We start from the raw sequence: 24,334 nt of genomic DNA, 5'->3' as shown, positions 1-24,334 counted from the left end.
TGCGTGCCATCAACACAAAAGAATTTGGTGATTGTTGAATCGCCATCAAAAGCAAAAACAATTGAGAAGTATTTGGGACGTAATTATCACGTAGTTGCTAGTTTAGGTCACGTTCGTGATTTACCTAAGAGTCAAATGGGTGTCGATATTGAACATAACTATGAACCAAAGTACATTTCTATTCGTGGTAAGGGTCCAGTTATTAAAGATTTAAAGAAGGAAGCAAAGAAAGCTAAGCGAGTTTATCTGGCAGCCGATCCGGATCGTGAAGGTGAAGCTATTGCTTGGCATGTTTCCCACTTATTAGGATTAGAAGATGATGGTAAGAACCGTGTCGTCTTCAATGAAATTACAAAAGATAAAGTTAAACAAGCATTTAAAACTCCAAGATCAATTGACATGAATCTGGTTGATGCTCAACAGGCCAGACGTGTATTGGATCGACTAGTAGGTTATTCAATTTCCCCAATTCTTTGGGCTAAAGTTAAAAAAGGTTTGAGTGCTGGACGTGTTCAGTCGATTGCCTTGAAGCTTGTAATTGAAAAAGAAAATGAAATCAAGAGCTTTGTTCCGCAAGAATATTGGACAATCGAATCAACATTTAAACATGGTAAGGATAAATTCAAAGCTAATTTCTATGGATTAGATGGAAAGAAAGCTGAATTAAAGAATAATGATCAAGTTCAAGAAGTATTAGGTCGTGTCGACAAGAAAAACGACTTTGAAATTGATAAGGTTACTAAAAAGGAACGTAAGAGATTCCCTGCCGCTCCATTCACAACTAGTTCGCTACAACAGGAAGCTAATAAGCGTCTAAACTTTAAGACTAGAAAGACCATGATGATTGCTCAACAATTGTATGAAGGAATCAATTTGGGACGTAAGGAAGGTACAGTAGGTTTAATTACTTATATGCGTACCGATTCTAAGCGTATTTCTAAGGTTGCTGAAGCAGAAGCTTCGAAGTTTATTCATGAAGAATATGGCGAACCATTTGCAGCTGTTAAAGAACGTAAGGATAAAAACCAAGAAGGGGCTCAAGATGCCCATGAGGCTATTCGTCCTTCATCTACTATGAGAACACCTAAGTCCTTGAAAGACGTTCTTAGTCGTGATCAATATCGCTTGTATGACTTGATTTGGTCAAGATTCGTTGCCAGTCAAATGACACCAGCCGTTTTTGATACTATGACAGTTGATCTTTCTCAAAATGGCGTTATGTTTAGAGCTAATGGTTCTAAGATGAAGTTTGAAGGATATCGTAAGGTCTATCAAAGTACATCTGAAAACAGTAAGAAAGATAACATCTTGCCAGAAATTTCTGAAGGTGACAAAGCTAAGTTGCAATCCAATGATCCAGCTCAACACTTTACACAACCACCTGCAAGATTTACAGAAGCCTCACTAGTTAAGGCTTTGGAAGAGAACGGTGTAGGTCGTCCTTCAACCTATGCTCCAACTATTGATACAATTCAGAGACGTTATTACGTTAAATTGAATGGTAAGAGTTTTGAACCAACTGAACTTGGTGAGATCGTTGACAATTTAATTCAAAGTTATTTCCCTGATATCGTTAATATCGACTTCACTGCCAATTTGGAAGATGAATTAGATAATATCGAAGAGGGTAAAGAAGATTGGGTTAAGGTAGTTGATCGTTACTATAAACCATTCGCTAAAGAGCTTGAATCCGCTGAAGATAAGATTGAAAAAGTTCAAATTAAAGATGAACCAGCAGGTATGGATTGTGATATCTGTGGTGCTCCAATGGTAATTAAGATGGGACGCTATGGTAAATTCTATGCTTGTTCACGTTTCCCAGATTGTCGTAATACTAAGCCAATCGTTAAGGAAATCGGGGTAGTTTGTCCTAAGTGTAAGAAGGGACAAGTTATCGAAAGAAAGTCTAAGAAGAATCGTATTTTCTACGGTTGTTCAAGATATCCAGACTGTGACTTTGTTTCATGGGATAAACCAGTTGGACGTGATTGTCCAAAGGATGGTCATTACTTAGTCGAAAAGAAGGTTAAGGGTGGTCGTCAAATACTCTGTCCAAACGGTGATTATGAAGAGGACATCCAAAAATAAATGATAGAACAAGAATTAATCGATAAATTTGTTGATAATTTAATGGTTAATCATCATTACTCAAAAGAAACAAAAAAATCTTATTTAGAAGATATAGATAATTTTGTTTCTTTTTTGTCTAAAAATGGTGGTTTTACTGGATTCACTAAAATTGGCCGAGTTGATGTTGAAACCTACCTGACGTACTTAGATGAGGAGAACTATGCTACCGATACCGTGGCACGAAGGATCTCAGCCTTACGCTCGTTTTATAACTTCTTGGTAAGAAATAAGTTCATTAAACAAAATCCATTTGATTTAGTACAGATACGTCATAAGGGACGCAAGTTGCCGCGATTCTTTTATGAAAAAGAAATGGAAGAATTGTTTAGTGCGGTCAAAGGGGATGAACCGTTATCCCAGAGAAATTCAGCTTTGTTAGAATTGCTCTATGCCACTGGCATGCGTGTGAGTGAATGTGCTAATCTAGTATTAGACCAGCTTGACTTTGCTAACAATATTGTTTTGATACATGGTAAAGGGGATAAGGATCGTTACGTTCCCTTTGGAAGTTATGCCAAAAGTGCGTTAGAGAAATACTTCAATGATGGTCGCAAAGAATTGATGCAAAAGAATCATCAGGACCACCAATACGTTTTTGTAAATAGTCGTGGTAAAGGTTTGACAAGTAGAGGAATTGAGTATATCTTGAATCAAATTATCAAGAAAACTAGCTTAACAGCTGATATTCATCCGCACATGATTCGTCATACTTTTGCTACACATATGCTGGAACATGGTGCTGATTTAAGAACTGTCCAAGAATTATTGGGACATGCCAGTTTGTCGACGACGCAGATATATACGCACGTGACAATGGAACATTTGCAAAAAGATTATAAAAAATATTTTCCAAGATAGAAGGTAAATAAATGACTACAATAGTTGCTGTAAAACATGATGGACACACTGCAATTGCCGGTGATGGCCAAGTTACATTAGGTGAAAAATATATTATGAAGGGCTCAGCCCATAAAGTAAGACGCATTTTTGATGATCAAGTTGTCATTGGATTTGCTGGTGGTGTAGCAGACGCTATTACACTTCAAGATTGGTTAGAAAAGAAATTAAAGGCCTATTCAGGTAATCTAAAACGTGCCGCAGTTGAATTGGCACAAGATTGGCGTAAAGATCCAACTTTACAGAAACTTGAAGCTATGTTAATTGCTATGGATAAAGATAATCTTCTTTTAATTTCTGGTAGTGGTGAAGTTATTGAACCAGATGAAGATGTTGTAGCAATTGGTTCAGGTGGTAACTTTGCTCAAGCAGCTGCCATCGCTATGCAACGTCATGCTAAAGATATGGACGCCCAAGAAATGGCTGTCGAAGCCATCAAGATTGCTTCTTCAATCGATATCTTTACCAATGAAAATATTATTTCAGATAAATTTTAATTAGAGTGAGGATTAATAAATGACAGAAGTATTGACACCAAAACAAATTGTTGCTCAATTGGATAACTATATTATTGGTCAAACTGATGCTAAAAAGGCCGTAGCGATTGCTTTATATAATCGTTACCGTCGTATGCAAGTACCTGAAAAGTTACAACAAGAAATCACACCCAAGAACTTAATGATGATTGGACCTACAGGTGTTGGTAAAACTGAAATTGCCCGTAGATTAGCTAAAATTGTTAATGCTCCCTTTGTTAAAGTAGAAGCTACTAAGTTTACTGAAGTTGGTTATGTTGGTCGTGATGTTGAATCGATGGTTCGTGACTTAGTTAGTGTTGCCGTTTCAATGGTTGAAAAGGAAAAGATTGATGACATCAGACCAGAAGTTCGTCGCGATGTAGATAAGAAATTGGTTAAATTGTTAGCTCCTGGTGTTAAGAAGGAACAAAAGCAAAATAACAATGACTTCATGAGCATGCTTAACAACATGCAAAATGGTGGAGGTCAGGCTTTAGGCAATATCTTTAATAATGCTGATACAGTTGACGAAGATCCTGATGCTAACGCTGAAGTTACAGACGATATTCGTGATCAACGTTTGTCAGTTAAAGAACAATTGGATAAAGGTTTACTTGAAGATGAAGAAGTAACTATCAAAGTTGAAGAGTCTAAAAAAGTTGGTCCTATGGATGATCAAATGGGACAAATGGGCCTTGATATGAGTGGCATGATGGATTCATTGATGCCTAAGAAGACTATTACAAGAACATTGCCTGTTAGAGAAGCACGTGAGTTATTGATTCAACAAGAGTCTCAAAAGCGTATTGATCATGATGAGATTTATCAAAAAGCTATTGAAAGAACTCAAAATAACGGAATTATCTTTATTGATGAGTTTGATAAAATTGCTGCTGGAGATAAAAAGACATCTGGTGAGGTTTCTCGTGAAGGTGTTCAACGTGATATTTTGCCTATCGTTGAAGGTTCAAGAATCAATACTAAATATGGTCCAGTAGATACTGATCATATTCTCTTTATTGCCAGTGGTGCATTTGCCGAAAGTAAGCCAAGTGATTTGATTGCCGAGTTGCAAGGACGTTTCCCAATTCGTGTTGAGTTACAAGACTTGACTGAAGATGACTTCATTCAAATTTTGACTAAACCGGATAATGCTTTAACGAAACAATATGTTGCGCTTACAAGAGCTGATGGAATACATTTAACATTTACTAAAGAATCAGTTGAAGAAATTGCAAAAATTGCTTTTGAGTTAAATAATAGTAATCAAAACATCGGTGCAAGAAGACTTTCAACTGTATTAGAGAAGATTCTAGCTGATATTCTCTATGAAGGTCCTGACATGCAAATGGGAGATATTACTATTACACGTGAATATGTTCGTGAACAAGTTGGTAAGATTGCCAGCGATCAAGATCTTTCACGTTACATTCTATAGGGGGCAATTATGACAGTCTATCAATTAAAAAATGACTTTTTAACAGTTAAGGTGGAGTCTCTAGGTGCTGAGGTAATCAGTGTCAAGAATACTAAAGGGGTAGAATTCATGTGGCAAGCTAACCCTAATGTTTGGGGAAGACATGCTCCAGTATTGTTCCCAATTGTTGGTCGCTTAAAAGATAATCATTATTATGTTGATGATAAAGAGTATCAAATGACACAACACGGATTCGCCAGAGATCAAGAATTTGCACTTGATTCTCAGTCAGATTCTAAATTGGTTTTGAGTTTAACAACAAGTGAAGCCAGTTTAGAAAAATACCCATATCACTTTAAGTTAAGAATTGTTTATCAATTAGTTAAGGGAACACTTCAAATTTCCTACTTAGTTGATAGTTTGGAAGAATCAGAAGATATGTACTTCTCAATTGGTGCACATCCTGGATTCTCAGTGCCTTTTGAAAAGGGACTTAATTATGAAGACTTTACTGTCAAAGTTGATCCCAAAGAATCCAGAACTTTGATTCCAATTAATGGAGAAACAGGAAATATTGATCTTAACAACGAAAAGAAAGTTGATAATCAAGATTTCCCATTGAGTCATGAAGCTTTTGTTAATGATGCAATCGTTTATCGCTTGAATGAACCCACACAAGTGACAATTTCAAGTGATAAGAGTGAACGTCAGGTCATCCTAGATACAGGTAACGCTAAATTCTTTGGTATGTGGTCCTCATATCCCACAGAAGGCAATTTTATGTGTATCGAACCCTGGTGGGGGATTGCTGATAAAAATGATAGTGACAATCAATTAAAGACTAAATACGGTATTAACCGTTTAGCACCTAATGAACAGTTCGAAGCATATTTCAGTATATCGGTTAAATAAAATTTAAAGCTCTAATACCTCAAATGGGATTAGAGCTTTTTTATGTAATTTATTTGATAAAAGGATTAAAAATTACAATTTCAATCTAAATAAAAAGCATCCTGAATAAAGAAATTACTTTACTCAAGGATGCTCTTTAAATTGTTTTTTTATTTATGATTACGTCTTTGACGATATTGAGATCTAGTAGGCATGGAATTAAATTCTTGATTAGAAGAATAATTACTAGCTTGAGTTTGATTTTTCATATTACTATTATTGTTGATTTTATTGGTAATAATATGCCATATCAAGAAGCCAAATCCAATAATAAACCCAAGTATGATCCAAACTAATAAATCCTGATATACTTTATCAGAATTTGCTAGACCAACGATTCCAAATAGTCCTAAGATAATTGCATTTGCTATATCCCCACCAAGGCCGCTTTTCTTTCTAGTAACGATGTATACAATTCCTGTAGCAAGAAAGCCGATTGCCATTATAACTCCGGCAGACCCACTAGTATTTCCTTTGTTCTAAACTGTATTAACAAATCCGGCAGCCATGCTTTCGAAAAAAATGAATAGAGATAAGACAATCATAAGTATGCCAATAACTAATTTAGTAACTTTCAAGATTTAAACATCCCCCTACGTTATCTTTATAAGAATATTGTATGACTTAGTGAAGGCAATATACAGTGATCTACTTCTTCAATCATTATTTTAATCCGGTTTGACTTTTACCACTAACATTACCATTAGTGAAATTGATCGTGCAGTTAGCACCATCTTCGCCATCTAATCCAGTTGTATATTTATATGTTGTATTTGTAGTACCATCGACATTCGTTTCAGAATAATAATTGGGTTTGCCAAGTGTTTGAGTAACTTGATCAGTTGTTTGATCATTATCGATCTTTGCATAATCAGCTAGAGTGATCTTCGAATTTCGATTAACTGTAAGTCCGGAGATAGTTTTTTCAATGGCGTGATCATTGTAAAATTGTACGACCAGTTTGGAACCCTTAGTACCATTAGCAATTTTAGACCATGTTTCCATATTAGTCTGTTTATCATTTACCTTACTTACAGTGCTAGTTTTAGACTTACCGAAGAATTTCGTTAAAATATCTAAAGATAGACCGTCCTTGTCACTGATATAAATGCTATTGTACTGTTTTAAAGTTATCCCCGAAGAGGTTACTGATTTTTTCTTCTTTTTGGGTTTAGCTTTTGAAGTAGTAGTTTTCTTTTGAACATTCGAGGTATTTTTTTCCTGGGAATGAGAATATAAATAATAACCGCCAGCGCTTCCGCCAACAATTAAAAGAATAATTATGATCCAGAACCACCATCTTTGATAGAAAGATTTTTTAAGACCATTTGAACGACGATATTCGGATCTACTAGGATATTTTTTATCCATTGTCATGTTCCCCCTAAACGGTGCTAATCACTTTAATCATATTTTATCAGTAACTAGGGCTTTTGAGGCTTAATTTAAAGAAAATAAAAGAAAAAAACGGCCAATTAAATGGTCGTTTTTTAAGCGGTAATTATTTTTGTTGTTTCCTTTGTTGTTTCTTATATCTCAAACCAATTGGAACTAAATTTTCTTTTCCTTTGAGTAGTCGCTTGATATTTGGAATATGACGTACATAAATAATAACAGTAATAATAGCGGCAACGGTAGTTAAAATCCAATCGTGAAGGAATAGAGTAGCAATCGTAAAGAATAGAATTGTAGTTAAACTGGCTACACTAACCATGCTTGTTGTATAAACTATTGTGGCAAGGAAAGCAAAACAAATGACAAATAGTAAAGGATTGTAAGCCAGTAGAATTCCTGCACTGGTTGCGACAGCCTTTCCACCACGGAATTTAAGGAAAATAGAGAAACAATGCCCAATAACGGCGAAAATACCGATAAATAAAATCCAGTGACGATCGAGATTAAAGAAGACTGGCATCAATGCACCTAAAGTTCCCTTTAAAATATCGATAACTAGGACGACTGTTCCAGCAAATTTGCCAAAAACACGGTAAGCATTGGTAGTTCCTACGTTTCCACTACCGTAATCAAAAATATTTTTATGAAAGAAAACTTTTCCAACGATATAGGCGGTTGGAAATGAGCCAATTAGATAGGCTAATATTGCACAAATGAGAAGTTTCATCAAAAAATCACTCTCTTAGCTTTATTTTTTGGTATATTGTATTTCTATGGTGCTTTTATTAGAGAATTATAAATACCAACCTAGACATTATCCACTATTTTGTTAGAAATTAAAAGATTTCTTATGTACGAACATATATTCGTGTTAAGGTAATAGTGTTATAATATTGAAATATTGCACTACGTAGTAAATGAAAAGGAATGATATAAATGCCAAAATCATCTTATGATGATTCGTCAATTCAAATCCTTGAAGGATTAGAAGCTGTACGAAAAAGACCAGGTATGTACATTGGTTCCACTGATTCACGTGGATTACATCACTTGGTATATGAAATTGTCGATAATGCAGTCGATGAAGCTCTATCAGGATTTGGTAAAGAAATCAACGTTACTATCAATGAAGACAGTAGTATTACTGTTGTTGATCATGGACGTGGAATGCCAACAGGGATGCACGCTAGTGGTAAGCCAACCATTGAAGTAATTTTGACGGTTCTACATGCCGGTGGTAAGTTCTCAGAAAATAGTTACAAGACGTCTGGTGGACTGCACGGTGTTGGTTCTTCAGTTGTTAATGCTTTATCAGAATGGATGACTGTTCGAGTTGTTCGTGATCATAAAGTTTATGAAGAACGCTTTGAAAATGGCGGTCATCCAGTTGGAACTTTGAAGAAGACTGGTACTACCAAAGAAGATAGTGGAACAACCATTAGTTTTAAACCGGATGCTACTATTTTTCAAACTACTAAATTTAACTACGATACGTTAGCTGAAAGATTAAGAGAATCAGCTTTTCTACTAAAGGGTGTTAAATTTACTATCACTGATAAACGTGGTGAAGAAGAAAAACAAGATATTTTTCATTACGAAGATGGAATCCAATCATTTGTAAAGTACTTGAACGAAGGAAAAGATGCTTTAGGCGGAATTTTCTATGTTGAGGGTACTAACTCTGATATTGAAATCGAATTTTCTGGTCAATACAATGACGGTTATTCGGAGAACATCATCTCGTTTGTTAATAACGTACGTACTGCCGATGGTGGGACACATGAAGCCGGAATGAAGTCTGGTTTGACTAAAGCCTTTAATGACTATGCTCGTAAGGTAGGATTATTAAAAGAAAACAGCAAGAACTTAGAAGGTAGCGATGTTCGTGAAGGTCTATCAGCTATCATTTCTGTTCGAATTCCTGAAGAAATTCTACAATTCGAAGGTCAGACAAAGGGTAAGTTGGGAACTCCTCAAGCTAGATCGGCTGTTGACCAATTAGTTTATGAACAAATGAGCTTTTATCTATTGGAAAATGGTGAACAGGCTCAAATGTTAGTCAAAAAGGCTTTGAAGGCCCGGGAAGCTCGTGATGCTGCACGTAAGGCTCGTGAGAGTACTCGTAGTGGTAAAAAGAATAAGAAGACCGATGGTCTGCTTTCTGGTAAACTAACTCCTGCTCAATCTAAGAATCCTGATAAGAATGAATTATTCCTTGTCGAGGGTGATTCAGCCGGTGGTTCCGCAAAACAAGGACGAGACCGTAAGTTCCAAGCCATCTTGCCTTTGCGTGGTAAAGTTTTAAATACTCAAAAAGCCAAATTGGAAGATATTTATAAAAACGAAGAAATCAATACTATGATTTATACAATCGGTGCCGGTGTTGGTGCTGATTTTAAATTGGAAGATCGTAATTATGACAAAGTTATTATCATGACTGATGCCGATGATGATGGCTCCCATATTCAGATCTTGTTATTGACTTTCTTCTACCGTTATATGCGCCCCTTAGTTGAATCTGGACATGTTTATATTGCTTTGTCACCACTTTACAAGCTTCAAAAGGGTAAAGGTGCTAAGACTAAGATTGAATATGCCTGGACTCCAGATGAACTTCAAAAGGACATCGAAAAGATGGGTAAAGGTTATGAATTGCAGCGTTTCAAAGGCTTAGGTGAAATGAATGCCGATCAACTTTGGAAAACAACAATGGATCCAACAAATCGTATTCTAATCAGAGTTAATATCGATGATGCTGCTTTGGCGGAGCGTCGTGTAACAACTTTGATGGGTGATAAAGTTAAGCCTAGACGTGACTGGATCGAAGATAATGTTCGTTTCAATGGAACTGAAGAAGGCGACAATATCTTGGAAAAAGTTGATGAAGATACTGATCCAATTGATAGTAAACTCGTTGACGATTTATTGAATAAGGAATAGGTGATATATAGTGACTGAAAATTCTCCTAAAATTCAAGATATCTCGCTCGAAAAAATCATGGGAGATCGATTTGCGAGATATTCAAAATCAATTATTCAAGAAAGAGCATTACCAGATATTCGTGACGGCTTGAAACCCGTTCAGCGAAGAATTCTTTATTCAATGTTCTTGGATGGTAATACTTATGATAAAGGTTTTCGTAAGTCAGCCAAGGGTGTTGGTAACGTCATGGGTAATTTTCATCCCCATGGTGATTCTTCAATTTATGAGGCGATGGTTCGTTTGTCTCAAGATTGGAAATTGCGTAATCCCTTAATTGAAATGCATGGTAACAATGGTTCAATGGATGGTGATCCACCAGCTGCTATGCGTTATACTGAAGCACGTTTAAGCAAGATTTCAACTGAAATGTTGCGTGATATTAACAAAGATACTGTTGATGAAGAATGGAACTTTGATGATACCGAAAAAGAACCTAAGGTTTTACCAGCTCGTTTCCCTAATTTATTAGTTAACGGTGCCACCGGAATTTCAGCTGGTTATGCCACAGAAATTCCACCTCATAATTTAGGTGAGGTTATTGATGCCACAATCAAAATGATCGATAATCCTGACATTACTTTGGATGAGCTGATGAAGATCGTTAAGGGTCCAGATTTTCCAACTGGTGGTATTTTACAAGGTAAACAAGGAATTAAAGATGCTTATACCAATGGCCGTGGACGTGTCTACATTCGTTCCAAGACTTCAATTCAAGAGATTCGTGGACATAAGTCTCAAATTGTTATTACTGAAATTCCATACGAAGTTAATAAGGCTCAACTGGTTAAGAAAATGGACGAAATCCGTGTTCTTAAAAAGGTTGAAGGAATTGCAGAAGTACGTGATGAGAGTGACCGTCAAGGATTGTCAATTGTTGTTGAATTAAAGCGTGATGTTGACGCCAATGGTATCTTGAATTATTTGTTTAAGAATACTGATTTGCAAGTTTCATACAATTTTAATATGGTTGCCATTGCTGACATGCGTCCTCAACAGGTCGGTTTGATTCAAATCCTGAAGGAATATATTAAACATCAAGAAGACGTCGTCTTACGTCGTAGTAGATTTGACTTAAACAAGGCTAAGAAACGTCTTCATATTGTTGAAGGTCTGATCAAGGCTTTATCAATTTTGGACAAGGTTATTAAAACCATTCGTTCAAGCAAGAATAAATCTGATGCTAAGAATAACTTAATTGAGAGTTATAAGTTTAGTGATGAACAAGCTGAAGCTATCGTTTCCTTGCAGCTATATCGTTTAACTAATACCGATGTAACAGAGTTGGAAAAAGAAGATGCAGAACTTCACAAGCAAATTGACCATTTGAATGGAATTATTGATAATCACACTACTTTGATGACATTAATCAAAAAAGAATTGACACAGGTACGAGATACTTATGCCGATAAGCGTCGTACTAAAATTGAAGCTAAAGTTGCCGAGATAGAAGTCGATACAAAAGTTATGGTTGCCAGTGAAGATGTTCGTTTATTGGTTAGTCATGATGGTTATGTTAAACGAAGCAGTTTACGTTCTTATCAAGCTTCTGATGCTGGTGATAATGGTCTGAAGAATGAAGATTATCCAATTATTGATGAAAACGTTAATACATTGGATCACGTCTTTATTTTCACTGACAAGGGTAATTTGATTTATCGTCAAATCTTTGAAATTGAGGATAGTCGTTGGAAGGATACCGGATCACATCTTTCCCAAGAAATTGGATTGGATACGGATGAATCAATTCTTAAGGCTTTTGTTTTCAAGAAACTGGAAGAAGAAACTGGTAACTTCTTGATAGGAACCAATGAAAACTATATCAAGCAAGTAGCATTTAGTGACTTATTGCCAGGAAGAACTTACAAATCTAGAGCTTCTAAGTATTGTAAGTTGAAGGCTGATACTTCACGAGTAATGGATGTCTATTATGTACCAAATGATTCTAAGAAATTGGTTTACGTCTTTACAGAACATTCATATGCTTCAGCCTTTCCAATTGAGGAAGTACCAGTTGTTAGCGGAAAAGCTATGGGTGTTAAATTTGTCAGTTTGAAGGACGATGATCAGTTGGCTGGTTATTTCTTAGCTACTAACGACAATGATAAGATTGCAGTCTTGACGCAACGTGGATCTTACAAGCAAATGAAACTGTCTGAAATACCCGTAACTAGTCGTGCTCGTCGTGGTGTTCTAACTCTCAGAGAGTTGAAACGTCAACCACATCGTATTTGTTTAGTAACAAACATCAGTAACGATATACAATTATCGATTGTAACGGATTCAAATAAGGAAATTGAAATCGATCCATCAATGCATCAAAATGCTGACCGTTATTCCAATGGTTCCTTTATAATGGATCCAGAGACGGATGGTACCCCACTCAGATTTGTGAAAAAAATGTTAGAAAATGAGTAATATGAATAACAGATTTTCAATTTATATAGTATTATTATCTTATTGATTACATTATTTTTTACTTCCACAAACTAGGAGGATCTTCTTATTGCTAGATGAGAAATCGAGACGTGTTTTTAGTTCTAAAGCATTGAATTATTTTGATGAATTAACTAAGAATATGAGTTATACAAAAACCGCTCAATTGTTGGGAATCACACAGCCTGCATTGACACAACAGATTAAAAAGATTGAAAGAGTTGTTGGTGCACCATTGTTTTATAGTATCGGTAAGAAGATTTATCTAACCGATGCAGGTACTTTACTTTTAAAGTCAACGCATCAGATGTTTGACTTGATCAATGATGTAACTGATCAAATTCAGCAAGAGTCTTCGGAGAGATCTGGAACAATTAGTATTGGACTTTTGTCGACCGCTGAGTCAGTTGTAATTGAAGATTTTATCGTCGAGTACAATCGAGTTAATCCTAATGTTGTTATTGATTTGAATTTATTAACTCGTAAAGAACTTTGGGATAATATTCAAAATAATAAAATTGATCTAGCCATTATGTATTTACCAGATAAAAGTATTAAGAGCTGGAAAATTTATCGTTCTAAGAAGATTATGAGCGATAATATTATGTTGGTTCACAATGATGAAAAGATTAATAAAAAGAAAAGTGTCAGTTATAAGGATGCCACAGCCAAACCTTGGGCTACTTATTTGAAGAGTTACTATTTTTATGAATTGATTAGTGAGAGATATCGGGATGCTTTAGTTGATTTTCCTAAAGTGATTGCTCGATTCTCAGCACCTTATCAATTATTGAAATTTGCACAGGAGTCATCAGATGTTTATACGGTTTTACCATTGAGTTTTTGTATTGCACATCAGTCAATGTTTAAACTTTATCAAACACCACTTGAACCAGCCATAACAAGTGATTTATCATTTGTATATCGAGAGGATAAAGAGAAGATTCCAAGAATTGAAGATTTCCTCAATGAATGGGATAATTTCTTAGATAAGATGAGCTATGTTGATCGTCTTAAGTCTTCAAGATAAATATTAAAAAGGGGCGCACAATTCATGCCAAAAGAAAAAGAATTAGTTTTTGGACACAGAAATCCTGATACAGATGCAGTTTCAGCAGCTGTTGCTTATTCATATTTACAAAATCAATTAGGATACAATACTGAAGCCGTTGCTTTGGGTGAACCTAACTTGGAAACAAAATTTGTTTATAATCATTTCGATGCTAAGTACCCACGTATCATTTCAGCTATCGATGGTGAAGTTAAAAAAGTTATGTTAGTTGATCATAATGAAAAACAACAAAGTGTACCTGACATCGATGATGTTCAAATTACACATGTTGTGGACCATCATAGAATTGCTAACTTCGAAACAAAATTGCCTCTATATTACCGTGCAGAACCACTTGGCTGTGTAAGTACAATCATCTGGAAGATGTACAATGAAAATGATGTCGAAGTTCCTGCTAAAATTGCTGCATTGATGGCTTCATCAATCATTTCTGATACTCTACTATTGAAATCACCTACAACAACTGATGAAGATAGAGCTGCTTTGAAGAGCCTAGCTAAGACAGCTGGTATCGACTACGAAGCATATGGTCTTGAAATGTTGAAAGCTGGTACAAATCTTGACAGCAAATCAACACAAGAATTAATTGATATGGATGCTAAGAGCTTTGATATGAAGGGTAATAGTGTACGTATTGCTCAAGTTAATACTGTTGATATCGATGATACTCTCAAGCGTGAAGCTGACTTTGTTAAAGACATTAAAGCTGAAAGTGCTGACAAAGGCTACAACCTGTTCGTATTACTAATTACAAATATTCTAACAAGTGACACAACTGGTATTATTATCGGTGACGATAGTGCTGTTAAGACATTTGAAGAGGCACTTAATACTAAAGTTTCAGACAACAAGGCTAGTTTGCCTGGTGTTGTATCACGTAAGAAGCAAGTTGTTCCTCCATTGGATGCTAAATTTTAATTCAATATTATAATTTTAAAAAGATAAGAAATCCTTTTGGGTTTCTTATTTTTTTTGTGGCTAGGATTTTTAAAAATCGTTATGTTATAAGAGAACAAATTATCAGAAATTTTAACATACGCTTTCATAATAATTTTTGTAAAGAATAATTAAGTGATTTGGAGGAATACTATGGCTATCAGTACTTATTTGATTTATCAAAATTAAAATATTGATAATAAAATTAATGAAAACGAACATTTTTCTTGAAAACGTATTCTTAAGTCTGATATAATGGCAACATTGTTGAAAATTTACTTTTTTATTTTAGAATTAGAGGGAGTCTTTTTTTTATGAATGTTATGAATATTTTAATTGGTCTTTTGCCAATGATTGGTTGGGGTGTTTTCCCAATTATGACTGGAAAGTTCGGAGGGAAACCAGTCAATCAAATTATTGGTGCTACATATGGTACTTTGCTGTCAGCAATTGTTGTTGCAGTTGCTATGCAGACGCCTTTGTTAACAGGTAAGAATTTCTTATTTACATTTTTGTCTGGTGCTTGTTGGTCTATTGCACAAAGTTTAGTATTCTATGCTTTTGGTGAAATGGGTGTTTCTAAGACAATGCCAGTTTCGACTGGTTTTCAATTGATCGGTACTTCATTATGGGGTGTAGTAGTTTTAGGTGAATGGCCCTCAGTAACGGCTAAACTGATTGGTTTCTTCTCAATTGTATTAATTATTATCGGAGTTTACTTAACAACATATAGTGAGAAAAAAGTTTCAGAGAGTGAATCAAGTGTTGTTAAAGGTATTTCTTTAGTTTTAATTGCTACAATTGGTTATGTTGGTTATTCAGCATTTCCACAGGCCGTGTCTGTCGATAGTTTTCAAGCATTCTTGCCACAAGCTTTAGGTATGGCAGTCGCATCAACTATCTTTGCCTTTATTACAAAGAGTAATCGTCAAGCTAAACCATATAGATCTAAAAGCACTTATTTGAATATAATCAGTGGTATTTTCTTTGCTTTTGCTGCTTTGACATATTTGATCTCGTCACGTAAAGACGTGAACGGATTAGCCACTGGATTTACTCTTTCTCAAATGAATGTTATTATCGGAACCCTTGGTGGTATCTACATTTTGCATGAAGGAAAAACTCATAAAGAAATGATTATGGTTATTTCTGGTTTGATTTTGGTAGTTGTGGCCGGAATTATTACAGCTTTTATATAAAATTTATTTAAGTCTTGATTCGAAAGGATTGAGACTATTTTTCTCCGTGACTTATACAAAATTATTGTTGACAGCGCTTACATAACGGGATATGATGTGCTCGTAAGCTTAGTAAAACGGTTTACTGATTTGAGGGGTGATTTACTTTGAAAGGAAATCATAAGACAACAATTAGAGATGTTGCAAGTAAGGCAGGTATTTCAGTTACGACGGTTTCTTTAATCCTAAATGGCAAAGGGGAACGATTCAGTGAAGAAACGAAAGAAAAGGTTCATAAAGCCCAAACTGAATTAGATTATTATCCGGATTATTATGCAAGAGGATTGGTTGGACAGAGAACTAATTCAATTGGAGTTGTGATTCCGGATATTATGAATCCTTTCTTTGCTAGTTTAGGATTAAGTGTTGAACAGGCCGCTATCCCCAAAGGCTACTTTCCTCAAATCTTCAGTGTTAATGGTTTCAAAGAGAATATTGATTATTTTATTGAGCAATTTGCTTCAGGAACGCAAAAGGGATTAATCTTGGCGGCTCCAGGAGCATCTAAAGAAATTGTCGATAAATTATCAACGCATAATAATGTTCCCATGGTACTTACTGACCAAGCTGATTTAAATATTAACGATGATCGGGTTTTGATTGATGAGGAAGAATCAGGAGAAAAAATTGCGGAATATATATTATCTTTAGGGCATAAGCATGTTGCGTTTGTGATACCTGAAATGTTGACAATGAACTTAGTAAAACGTTTTACTGGTTACGAGAAGGCTTTTGAAAAATATAGTTTAAAGATAGAAAAGGAGCTAATTTTTAAAGCAACTTTTGGACCAGAGGGTGGTGTTGAAGCAGCACATAAAATTGTTCAGACCAATGCAACAGCCATTATAGCCATTAATGATGATGTAGCAATGGGTGTTTACAAAGGATTGAACCTATTGAATAAAAGAATACCTGAAGACTATTCGGTCGTTGGTTTTGATGATATTAGTTTGAATAAGTATCTAACACCAAGTTTAACGACTATGGCTCAGCCAATAAATGAAATTGGTGAACAAGTAGTAAGGTTATTAATTAATAGAATCAAGAATCCCAGTAGTGCTAAAAAGACAATTATTCTGAATACTAAATTAAAAATTGGGGATTCTACGCAAGAACTAATTTAAGAAGGGGACAAACTGATGAAAAAAGGTTTAGTTTTAAATACTCAAATTTCTGCAGTAATAGCTGACATGGGGCATTTCGATACTTTGTCAATTGGAGATGCCGGTATGCCGGTACCTGCTGGAACTAAAAAAATTGATTTAGCTGTTCAAAAAGGTTTACCAAGTTTTATCGATGTTTTACAGAATGTACTGTCAGAATTGCAAATTCAAAAAGTATATCTAGCAGAAGAAATTAAGACACAAAATCCTGAACAATTATCTAGTATTAAAAAACTGATTGATGTACCGATCGAATTTATTCCACACGATGAAATGAAAAAAAGATTAAGTACTAATAAGGCTTTTATCCGTACTGGCGAGGCTAGTCCGTTTTCAAATATCATTTTAGAGAGTGGAGTCACATTTTAACCGGAGGTGATTTTTTATGAAGATTGAAATGAAAAATATTTCTAAAGCCTTTGGTACTAATAAAGTTTTGGAAGGTGTTAATTTCACTGTTCAATCTGGAGAAGTTCATGCTTTGATGGGTGAAAATGGTGCTGGTAAATCGACACTGATGAATATTCTTACCGGCCTTTATAGTGATGATGGTGGAGAAATTTATGTCGATGGTAAGCAAACACAATTTAATGGCCCACTTGATGCGGAACAACATGGAATTTCTTTTATTCATCAGGAAATGAATAATTTCTTGGAAATGTCAGTTGTTGATAATATGTTTCTTAACAAAGAAATAAAAAACAAATTTGGCATTATGAATGAAAGTAAAATGCGTGAACAAGCTCGATTTTACTTAGATAAATTGGGCACTAAGATTGATGTCGATAAACCAATTGGAACGTTAAGTGTTGGACGCCAACAGATGATTGAAATTGCTAAATCCTTGATGACTGATGCTAAGATCATTATCATGGATGAGCCAACAGCAGCTTTAACTGAAAATGAAATTGCACAACTATTTGAAGTAGTACGTGATTTGAAAAAGCAAGGTGTTGGTTTCATCTATATTTCTCATCGTATGGAAGAGATTTTTGAAATTGCGGATAAGGTAACAGTAATGCGTGATGGTATTTCTATCAATGAGTATTCAACTGAAGATGTAAACATGAAGCAATTGGTTAAAGATATGGTTGGACGTGAAATTGGAGACTTTTATCCAGACCGTAATCCTCATTTTGGGAAGGTTTCACTTGAAGTTCAGCATTTGTCGGAAAAAGGTGTTTTCAATGATGTTAATTTTCAAGTTCACGAAGGTGAAATTCTAGCATTTTCTGGATTAATGGGTGCTGGAAGAACAGAAATAATGCGTTCTATCTTTGGAATCGATCCGCATAATGAAGGTAAAATCTTGATCGATGGTAAAGAAGTACATATTCATTCACCCCAGGAGGCTATCAAAAATCAAATAGGTTTCTTAACAGAGAATCGTAAAGATGAAGGGCTAATTTTAAATGACTCATTGCGAGATAATATTGCGTTACCATCAATTGGTGGATTTGTTAAACATGGGATTATCGATGACAAATCTGTAAACGATTTCACAAATATGTTAATGAAACGTTTAACTGTCAAAGCTCAGAGCGCTGATGTTAGTGCAGGTAGTTTAAGCGGTGGTAATCAACAAAAGGTAGTTTTAGCTAAATGGGTTGGGTCAGGATCTAGAGTACTGATTCTAGATGAACCTACTCGTGGTGTTGATGTTGGTGCTAAACGTGAAATTTATGATTTGATGAATGAATTAACTGATCGGCATGTTGCTATTATTATGATTTCAAGTGATTTACCAGAGGTCTTAGGTATGAGTGATAAAATCGCAGTCGTTTATGAAGGCAAGATTACAGGAATCGTAGATACAAAGACAGCAACACAAGAGTCAGTTATGACTTTAGCGACAGGGGGATCAAACGATGGAAGAACAAACTAAAGTTGCTGAGAAAAGCGAAAAAAGTGGTTTCAATTTCAAAAAGTTTATTAGTAAGTTAGGACCTTTAGTAGCCTTAATTATTTTGATTATCTTGGTTACTGCTCTGAGTCCAGGATTTATTCAACCTAGTAATTTGTTAAATCTATTAAGACAAGTATCAATTAATGCCGTAATTGCCTTTGGGATGACCTTTGTTATTTTAACTGGTGGTATTGATTTGTCAGTTGGTTCAATCCTTGCTTTAACTGGTGCAGTAACGGCTTCAATGTTGGCCAGCGGAACTTCAGCAATTATTGCTTTGTTAGTTGGATTCTTAATGGGAGGACTCCTAGGTTTTCTAAATGGGGTTTTGATTGCCTATGGTAAGGCAGCGCCATTTATCGCCACACTGGCTACTATGACTATTTTCCGTGGTGCTACATATGTATTTACAAATGGTAATCCTATTACTGGAGCCAAAATGAATAATAGTTTTCTTTTTCAATTCATGGGTCGTGGCTACTTATTAGGTATTCCAGTTCCAATATTTATTATGGCAATTGTTTATTTAATTTTATACGTCTTGTTACATAAGACGACATTTGGACGTAAAACATATGCTTTGGGTGGCAATGAACAGGCCGCTTACATCGCCGGCGTTAAGACAAAAATCGTTACAATGTGGATCTATACTATTTCTGGATTAATGGCATCATTAGCTGGAATTATTTTAACTTCTCGTTTGAGTTCTGCTCAACCAGATGCTGGTACATCTTATGAAATGGATGCTATTGCTGCCGTTGTTTTGGGTGGTACGTCATTAGCCGGTGGTAAGGGTAGAATCTTTGGAACCTTAATTGGTGCCCTAATTATTGGTACATTGAATAACGGAATGAATTTGTTGGGAATTTCTAGTTTCTATCAACAAATTGTTAAGGGTATTGTAATTTTGATTGCTGTACTACTAGATAGACGTTCATCAAATGATTAATCATATTAAGGGGGATTTTCTATTATGAAGAAATCTTTAAAGCGTGTACTTTTGGCAGTTAGTATCTCTGCATTAGCTATGTTTACTTTAGCGGGATGTGGCAAGTCAGGCCTTGATTCAGGTGGATCAAGTGATTCTAAGGTGGAAACTAAGAAACCTAAGGATATTAAGGTTGGAGCTTCATTATCAACTTTGTCTAATCCATTCTTCGTATCTGTTAAAAAAGGTATCAACGATTTAGCTAAGAAAAATGGAACTAACGTTCAAGTCTCCGATGCACAAAATGATACAGCTAAGCAGAATAATGATATTGAAGATTTAATTACTAAAAAAGTCGATGTTTTGATTGTTAATCCAGTAGATTCATCAGCCATTACACCAGCCGTTAAAGATGCGAATGACGCAGGTATTCCAGTCATTACTGTTGATCGTTCTAGTGAAGGTGGAAAGGTTTTGACTTTGGTTGCTTCTAACTCTACTAAAGGTGGTAAGATGGCCGCTGAATTCTTGATCAAGAAGTTAGGTGACAACGCTAAAGTCGCTGAACTACAAGGAATTCCAGGAGCTTCAGCAACTCGTGAGCGTGGTAAAGGTTTTGATAAGTATGCTAAAGGTAAACTAGATGTTGTTGCTAAGCAAACAGCTGGATTTGATCGTGCTAAAGGTTTGAGTACAACAGAAAACATTCTTCAAGGAAATTCAGATATTGTCGGAATCTTCTCGCAAAATGATGAAATGGCTTTAGGTGCTGTTCAAGCTGTTAAGTCAGCTAACAAAGATATTGCTATCGTTGGATTCGATGGTGAGGAAGATGGTATTAAAGCTGTTAAGTCAGGTAAAATGGCCGCAACAGTGGCACAACAACCAGAAGAAATGGGACGTTTAGCATTACAAGCTGCATATGATCATTTCAATGGTAAAAAGGTTAAAAAGAATATTGAATCACCATTGAAGTTAGTTACAACTGATAGTTTAAATAAATAATAATTAACATGAATTAAAGGGGAATATGAATTTACTTCATGTTCCCTTTTTTGGAGGAGAGCAAAATGACAAATAAAGTAGTTGTAATCGGAAGTATTAACGTTGATAGTATCATGCATATTGATAATTTACCTAAACCTGGTGAAACTATCAAAATGAATTCTTTCTCAAAAGCTGGCGGCGGTAAGGGTGCTAATCAGGCTGTTGCGGCGGCCAGATCAGAAGCAGAGACTAGTTTCATTGGTCGTGTTGGGGATGATAGCAATGGGAAATTAATGTTGAAACTTCTAAAAGAAGATCACATAGATACCCAACATATCACTGTGGTTCCTAAGGGAGATACAGGTCAATCATATATTCTTTTACAAAAATCAGGGCAGAACTCCATTATTTATCAAGCAGGTGCCAATTCCTTAGTAACTGCAGAAGATGTTGATCAAGCTCAAGATATCATCAAACAGAATGATTTTATCGTAACAGAGTTCGAGACACCAATTCCAGCTGCTATTGCTGCCTTTAGAGTCGCCCGTACGGCTCGGAAGGTAACTATTTTGAATCCTGCTCCTGCTGTAAAGAAAATCCCTGAGGAGCTCTTAAAATTGACAGATATCATTACTCCTAATGAGACAGAAAGTGAATTAATCTCAGGTATTAAGATTACTGATGAAGATTCTTTGAAAAAATCAGCCGATTTCTATCATAATTTAGGAATTAGCGGTGTAATTATTACTTTGGGATCAAAAGGTTCATTTGTTTCTCTCAACGGTAAATCAGAACAAATTCCGGCCTTCAAAGTTGATGCTGTCGATACTACAGCTGCAGGTGATACCTTCATCGGTGCGTTGTCGTCTGAATTGAATCCTGATCTATCTAATATTCATGATGCAATTGTCTATGCAAGTAAAGCCTCATCATTAACGGTTCAAAAGTTAGGAGCTTTTCCATCAATTCCTAAACGCGAATCGGTTCTCAAATAAATCAAAAAACACGTCGAAAATTAATTCGGCGTGTTTTGTTTATTTATTGATTTTTATATCAGAGAGTTTATAAATTTATTGATTTGTATCTCAATACTATACAAATTGGGAGGATATTTATTATAAGTAGTATTAATGAGAAAATCACATTTGTAATGTATATATCTAAGGAGAATATTTTCGCCAGATATTTTTGTCTATATCTATCTGACGGCTATAATATACTTCCTTTTGAAAAAAATGTTAAATAAAAGGTCTTGAAATCACTTCTGATATTTACGTAATTTTGGTGGAGTGTAGCTTTGAATAAAATTGTAAATTTCGGTTAGAGAATCGCTGAATAACAGGGTTCTTCGAGTTTCAGTTACCATGAATCCTTGATCAACCATTTCATCGAAGAAACTTTCCAATTTGTCATAATAGTGGTTTACATTGTAAAAAATACAGGGATGTGTGCTGACACCGATAATGGTCCACGAAAATGCTTCGGAGATTTCCTCAAGTGTTCCAGGACCGCCAGGTAAAGCAATATTAGCGATGGAATCTTGTAACATTGCCTCTTTACGTTCTGACATTGTAGGAACGATATCTAACTTTGCCAAATTTGTGTGTGCCAGATGACGATCGAAAAGTTGTTGAGTGATAATACCATGGACAAAGCCGTTATCAGACAAAACACTGTTAGCAACAACATTCATTAGACCGTTATTACCGCCACCATAAGTTAGACCGTAATTATTTTGAACTAACCAGTGACCAAGGTCTTGGGCGCTAGTAGTATAAATGTCTTGGTTACCAGTAGAGGAACCACAATAAACAGCAATATTTTTCATTTCTTAGCCTCGTAATTAAATATCAAAATTAGTTTCTCGCTTGAGTCGACGGTAGTAAAGAACCGAAGCAGTATCTAGAGCATCCAGGGCACGTAGTTGATCGTCAGAGAGTTCTTTAGTACTCAGGGCCAACAGGATAAAAGTTGTATAAAGCTTCTTAGGTGACAAATCTAAGCCTGTAGATTCACTATCACGTTTAAGGTCACGGTGTAGAGCAGGAACAGTCAGTAGTGGAGTATTGGCAGCCTTATTACGACTCAAAAAAAGATTTTGATCATCCCAAAATGATCTGAAGGGTTCAATATAAGTTTTATAAGTGTCAAGAAATTTTTGCTCGTCAGAATTAAAAGCCAATTGATTGAATTTACGATAGAAACCAGGTGCTAAAGCTTCTTTATAGTTAAACCCTTTAGAGATAATTAAAATTAGTAGTCTCGTATAAACACTTAAATCTGATTTCAAATATTCGGGTAGTTTCAAGAAGACAACCGTAGGAAAATCAGTCTGCTTGGGGACTGTAACACTATTGATATTCAGAGTTGGTATTTCAGGTGTTTTTTTAACACTAAAGAGATACTTGAAGTAAACGTTGAGGTTACTGATAACTTTGTTGATTGTACTAGGACTGAGTTGTAAGTTTTCGAGCATAAAGTCCTTAAAGAGACGAACGTCCATCTCATGGACATCTTGAATATTTTCGGATATTTTATATTCAGTATTGTGTTGAACCGTGTAATTGAAAAAGTCAGTTAGTGAGTTCAGATATTCTGTGTGTGCTTTATCAGAAATATGCCTAGTTTTTAAATGAGCTTCAAAACCAGCTAAATAGGGGATTTTTACCATATGAGACCCTCCTTTTGTCAACATTATACCGTTAGTTAAAACGACTAACCAAATTTAGTCTAATTTTGACCAAATAAATAGTGACAGTAATCTATGATCACTGTCACTAAGGGATGCTATTGTATTAATTAATTGTTACATCTAAAGCTTGATCACCAGCTAGGACATCTTTTTCTTCGAAAGTACCCATTTCCTTAACAGCATCAGAATTGGTGATGATTGTCATGATTGAAGAATCCTTCTTAGCAGCCTTGACTTGTTCAAGATCCATTGTTGCTAATTTTTGACCAGTTTTAACGGTGTCACCTTCTTTAATAAACATTTCGAAAGGTTTACCTTTTAATTCAACTGTATCGATTCCTAAATGTAACATGATCTCTAGACCATGTTTAGAAGTAATCATTAAAGCATGCTTAGTAGGGAACACTGTACCAATCACACCACCGATAGGTGCTACAATCGTATTATCTGATGGAGCAACGGCAAAACCATCACCCATAAGCTTTTGTGAAAAGACAGGATCACTAACTTTGTCCAAGTGTATTAATTTACCATTTGCAGGTGCGACGAATTCATCAACTTTTTTTCTAGAGAACAACCCCATAATTAAATCTTCCTCCTTGATGTTTTAGCAAGTAAGGATGGTGCAGATATAAGTTTATACTTGCTAATGCGCTTAAACTATTTATGATAAAAGTATAACCAAGCT

22 protein-coding genes are annotated in these 24,334 nt (G+C 35.4%); 16 read left to right on the top strand and 6 right to left on the bottom strand.

The features are described from left to right. Positions 1 to 3: 3 nt before the first annotated feature. The 5 genes from topA to FC97_RS08260 are packed head-to-tail and all read left to right on the top strand — an operon-like array spanning position 4 to position 5,874. Positions 4 to 2,088 carry a type I DNA topoisomerase gene (gene topA / locus FC97_RS08280; protein WP_054642270.1) on the top strand — a complete coding sequence of 695 codons (2,085 nt, stop codon included), beginning with the start codon at positions 4 to 6 and terminating at the stop codon, positions 2,086 to 2,088. Next, complete coding sequence (xerC, locus tag FC97_RS08275) at positions 2,089 to 2,988, top strand: tyrosine recombinase XerC (RefSeq protein ID WP_054642269.1); 900 nt, start codon at positions 2,089 to 2,091, stop codon at positions 2,986 to 2,988. An 11-nt stretch (positions 2,989 to 2,999) separates the two neighbouring features. Beyond that, positions 3,000 to 3,524 (top strand): HslVU peptidase proteolytic subunit, encoded by a 525-nt coding sequence (gene hslV, locus FC97_RS08270; RefSeq protein ID WP_054642268.1) that lies wholly within the window; start codon positions 3,000 to 3,002, stop codon positions 3,522 to 3,524. A 19-nt stretch (positions 3,525 to 3,543) separates the two neighbouring features. Further along, on the top strand, positions 3,544 to 4,983 hold the full coding sequence (gene hslU / locus FC97_RS08265) for an ATP-dependent protease ATPase subunit HslU (protein WP_054642267.1): 1,440 nt from the start codon (positions 3,544 to 3,546) through the stop codon (positions 4,981 to 4,983). Positions 4,984 to 4,992: 9 nt separating this feature from the next. Beyond that, entirely contained in the window at positions 4,993 to 5,874 is an 882-nt protein-coding gene (locus tag FC97_RS08260; protein ID WP_056968063.1) for an aldose 1-epimerase family protein, read from the top strand. Between the two features lie 149 nt (positions 5,875 to 6,023). Here the strand turns inward: FC97_RS08260 and FC97_RS13575 are convergent, their stop codons facing one another. The 3 genes from FC97_RS13575 to plsY form a co-directional block, all read right to left on the bottom strand. After that, positions 6,024 to 6,356 (bottom strand): hypothetical protein, encoded by a 333-nt coding sequence (locus tag FC97_RS13575; protein ID WP_054642266.1) that lies wholly within the window; start codon positions 6,354 to 6,356, stop codon positions 6,024 to 6,026. Between the two features lie 220 nt (positions 6,357 to 6,576). Next, a complete protein-coding gene (locus FC97_RS08250; RefSeq protein ID WP_054642265.1) occupies positions 6,577 to 7,284 on the bottom strand; it encodes a DUF3862 domain-containing protein in 708 nt (235 codons plus the stop codon). A 130-nt stretch (positions 7,285 to 7,414) separates the two neighbouring features. After that, a complete protein-coding gene (plsY, locus tag FC97_RS08245; protein ID WP_054642264.1) occupies positions 7,415 to 8,035 on the bottom strand; it encodes a glycerol-3-phosphate 1-O-acyltransferase PlsY in 621 nt (206 codons plus the stop codon). Between the two features lie 209 nt (positions 8,036 to 8,244). On the opposite strand from plsY, the gene parE reads away from it, so the two are divergent. The 11 genes from parE to rbsK all read left to right on the top strand — a co-directional run bounded on the left by parE (position 8,245) and on the right by rbsK (position 21,949). Continuing rightward, on the top strand, positions 8,245 to 10,248 hold the full coding sequence (parE, locus tag FC97_RS08240; protein ID WP_054642263.1) for a DNA topoisomerase IV subunit B: 2,004 nt from the start codon (positions 8,245 to 8,247) through the stop codon (positions 10,246 to 10,248). A gap of 10 nt (positions 10,249 to 10,258) precedes the next feature. Further along, a complete protein-coding gene (gene parC, locus FC97_RS08235) occupies positions 10,259 to 12,706 on the top strand; it encodes a DNA topoisomerase IV subunit A (protein WP_087882313.1) in 2,448 nt (815 codons plus the stop codon). 88 nt (positions 12,707 to 12,794) lie between these two features. Next, positions 12,795 to 13,754 carry a LysR family transcriptional regulator gene (locus FC97_RS08230; protein WP_054642262.1) on the top strand — a complete coding sequence of 320 codons (960 nt, stop codon included), beginning with the start codon at positions 12,795 to 12,797 and terminating at the stop codon, positions 13,752 to 13,754. A gap of 24 nt (positions 13,755 to 13,778) precedes the next feature. Then, on the top strand, positions 13,779 to 14,714 hold the full coding sequence (locus FC97_RS08225) for a manganese-dependent inorganic pyrophosphatase (protein WP_054642261.1): 936 nt from the start codon (positions 13,779 to 13,781) through the stop codon (positions 14,712 to 14,714). Positions 14,715 to 15,046: 332 nt separating this feature from the next. Continuing rightward, complete coding sequence (gene rbsU, locus FC97_RS08220) at positions 15,047 to 15,931, top strand: ribose/proton symporter RbsU (protein WP_054642260.1); 885 nt, start codon at positions 15,047 to 15,049, stop codon at positions 15,929 to 15,931. 146 nt (positions 15,932 to 16,077) lie between these two features. Then, positions 16,078 to 17,094, top strand: coding sequence for a LacI family DNA-binding transcriptional regulator (locus FC97_RS08215; RefSeq protein ID WP_054642259.1), 1,017 nt, complete (start codon positions 16,078 to 16,080; stop codon positions 17,092 to 17,094). A gap of 15 nt (positions 17,095 to 17,109) precedes the next feature. Beyond that, positions 17,110 to 17,502 carry a D-ribose pyranase gene (gene rbsD / locus FC97_RS08210; protein WP_054642258.1) on the top strand — a complete coding sequence of 131 codons (393 nt, stop codon included), beginning with the start codon at positions 17,110 to 17,112 and terminating at the stop codon, positions 17,500 to 17,502. A 16-nt stretch (positions 17,503 to 17,518) separates the two neighbouring features. Next, entirely contained in the window at positions 17,519 to 19,018 is a 1,500-nt protein-coding gene (locus FC97_RS08205) for a sugar ABC transporter ATP-binding protein (RefSeq protein ID WP_054642257.1), read from the top strand. Continuing rightward, positions 19,002 to 19,988 (top strand): ABC transporter permease subunit, encoded by a 987-nt coding sequence (locus tag FC97_RS08200; RefSeq protein ID WP_056968061.1) that lies wholly within the window; start codon positions 19,002 to 19,004, stop codon positions 19,986 to 19,988. Before FC97_RS08205 ends, FC97_RS08200 begins: the two co-directional genes overlap by 17 nt. Before the next feature lie 24 nt (positions 19,989 to 20,012). Next, positions 20,013 to 20,972: a D-ribose ABC transporter substrate-binding protein gene (locus FC97_RS08195; RefSeq protein WP_054642256.1), complete on the top strand. Its 960-nt coding sequence runs from the start codon at positions 20,013 to 20,015 to the stop codon at positions 20,970 to 20,972. A gap of 65 nt (positions 20,973 to 21,037) precedes the next feature. After that, a complete protein-coding gene (gene rbsK / locus FC97_RS08190; protein ID WP_056968059.1) occupies positions 21,038 to 21,949 on the top strand; it encodes a ribokinase in 912 nt (303 codons plus the stop codon). Between the two features lie 263 nt (positions 21,950 to 22,212). Here the strand turns inward: rbsK and FC97_RS08185 are convergent, their stop codons facing one another. The 3 genes from FC97_RS08185 to FC97_RS08175 all read right to left on the bottom strand — a co-directional run bounded on the left by FC97_RS08185 (position 22,213) and on the right by FC97_RS08175 (position 24,229). Next, positions 22,213 to 22,782, bottom strand: a complete 570-nt coding sequence (locus FC97_RS08185) for an LOG family protein (protein ID WP_054642255.1) — start codon at positions 22,780 to 22,782, stop codon at positions 22,213 to 22,215. Between the two features lie 15 nt (positions 22,783 to 22,797). Then, on the bottom strand, positions 22,798 to 23,625 hold the full coding sequence (locus FC97_RS08180) for a site-specific integrase (protein WP_056968057.1): 828 nt from the start codon (positions 23,623 to 23,625) through the stop codon (positions 22,798 to 22,800). Positions 23,626 to 23,749: 124 nt separating this feature from the next. After that, entirely contained in the window at positions 23,750 to 24,229 is a 480-nt protein-coding gene (locus FC97_RS08175) for a PTS sugar transporter subunit IIA (protein ID WP_034543968.1), read from the bottom strand. Between the last annotated feature and the right edge of the window lie 105 nt (positions 24,230 to 24,334).

The organism is Companilactobacillus kimchii DSM 13961 = JCM 10707 (assembly GCF_001435445.1).
GTDB lineage: Bacteria > Bacillota > Bacilli > Lactobacillales > Lactobacillaceae > Companilactobacillus > Companilactobacillus kimchii.
This window is presented reverse-complemented; position numbering and strand designations above follow the sequence as displayed.

Bases quoted from the DNA above. Each gene is read 5' to 3' on its own strand.
- xerC (WP_054642269.1), top strand. From the start codon at position 2,089: ATGATAGAACAAGAATTAATCGATAAATTTGTTGATAATTTAATGGTT.
- hslV (WP_054642268.1), top strand. From the start codon at position 3,000: ATGACTACAATAGTTGCTGTAAAACATGATGGACACACTGCAATTGCC.
- hslU (WP_054642267.1), top strand. From the start codon at position 3,544: ATGACAGAAGTATTGACACCAAAACAAATTGTTGCTCAATTGGATAAC.
- FC97_RS08260 (WP_056968063.1), top strand. From the start codon at position 4,993: ATGACAGTCTATCAATTAAAAAATGACTTTTTAACAGTTAAGGTGGAG.
- FC97_RS13575 (WP_054642266.1), bottom strand. From the start codon at position 6,356: ATGGCAATCGGCTTTCTTGCTACAGGAATTGTATACATCGTTACTAGA.
- FC97_RS08250 (WP_054642265.1), bottom strand. From the start codon at position 7,284: ATGGATAAAAAATATCCTAGTAGATCCGAATATCGTCGTTCAAATGGT.
- plsY (WP_054642264.1), bottom strand. From the start codon at position 8,035: ATGAAACTTCTCATTTGTGCAATATTAGCCTATCTAATTGGCTCATTT.
- parE (WP_054642263.1), top strand. From the start codon at position 8,245: ATGCCAAAATCATCTTATGATGATTCGTCAATTCAAATCCTTGAAGGA.
- FC97_RS08225 (WP_054642261.1), top strand. From the start codon at position 13,779: ATGCCAAAAGAAAAAGAATTAGTTTTTGGACACAGAAATCCTGATACA.
- rbsU (WP_054642260.1), top strand. From the start codon at position 15,047: ATGAATGTTATGAATATTTTAATTGGTCTTTTGCCAATGATTGGTTGG.
- rbsD (WP_054642258.1), top strand. From the start codon at position 17,110: ATGAAAAAAGGTTTAGTTTTAAATACTCAAATTTCTGCAGTAATAGCT.
- FC97_RS08205 (WP_054642257.1), top strand. From the start codon at position 17,519: ATGAAGATTGAAATGAAAAATATTTCTAAAGCCTTTGGTACTAATAAA.
- FC97_RS08200 (WP_056968061.1), top strand. From the start codon at position 19,002: ATGGAAGAACAAACTAAAGTTGCTGAGAAAAGCGAAAAAAGTGGTTTC.
- FC97_RS08195 (WP_054642256.1), top strand. From the start codon at position 20,013: ATGAAGAAATCTTTAAAGCGTGTACTTTTGGCAGTTAGTATCTCTGCA.
- rbsK (WP_056968059.1), top strand. From the start codon at position 21,038: ATGACAAATAAAGTAGTTGTAATCGGAAGTATTAACGTTGATAGTATC.
- FC97_RS08185 (WP_054642255.1), bottom strand. From the start codon at position 22,782: ATGAAAAATATTGCTGTTTATTGTGGTTCCTCTACTGGTAACCAAGAC.
- FC97_RS08180 (WP_056968057.1), bottom strand. From the start codon at position 23,625: ATGGTAAAAATCCCCTATTTAGCTGGTTTTGAAGCTCATTTAAAAACT.
- FC97_RS08175 (WP_034543968.1), bottom strand. From the start codon at position 24,229: ATGGGGTTGTTCTCTAGAAAAAAAGTTGATGAATTCGTCGCACCTGCA.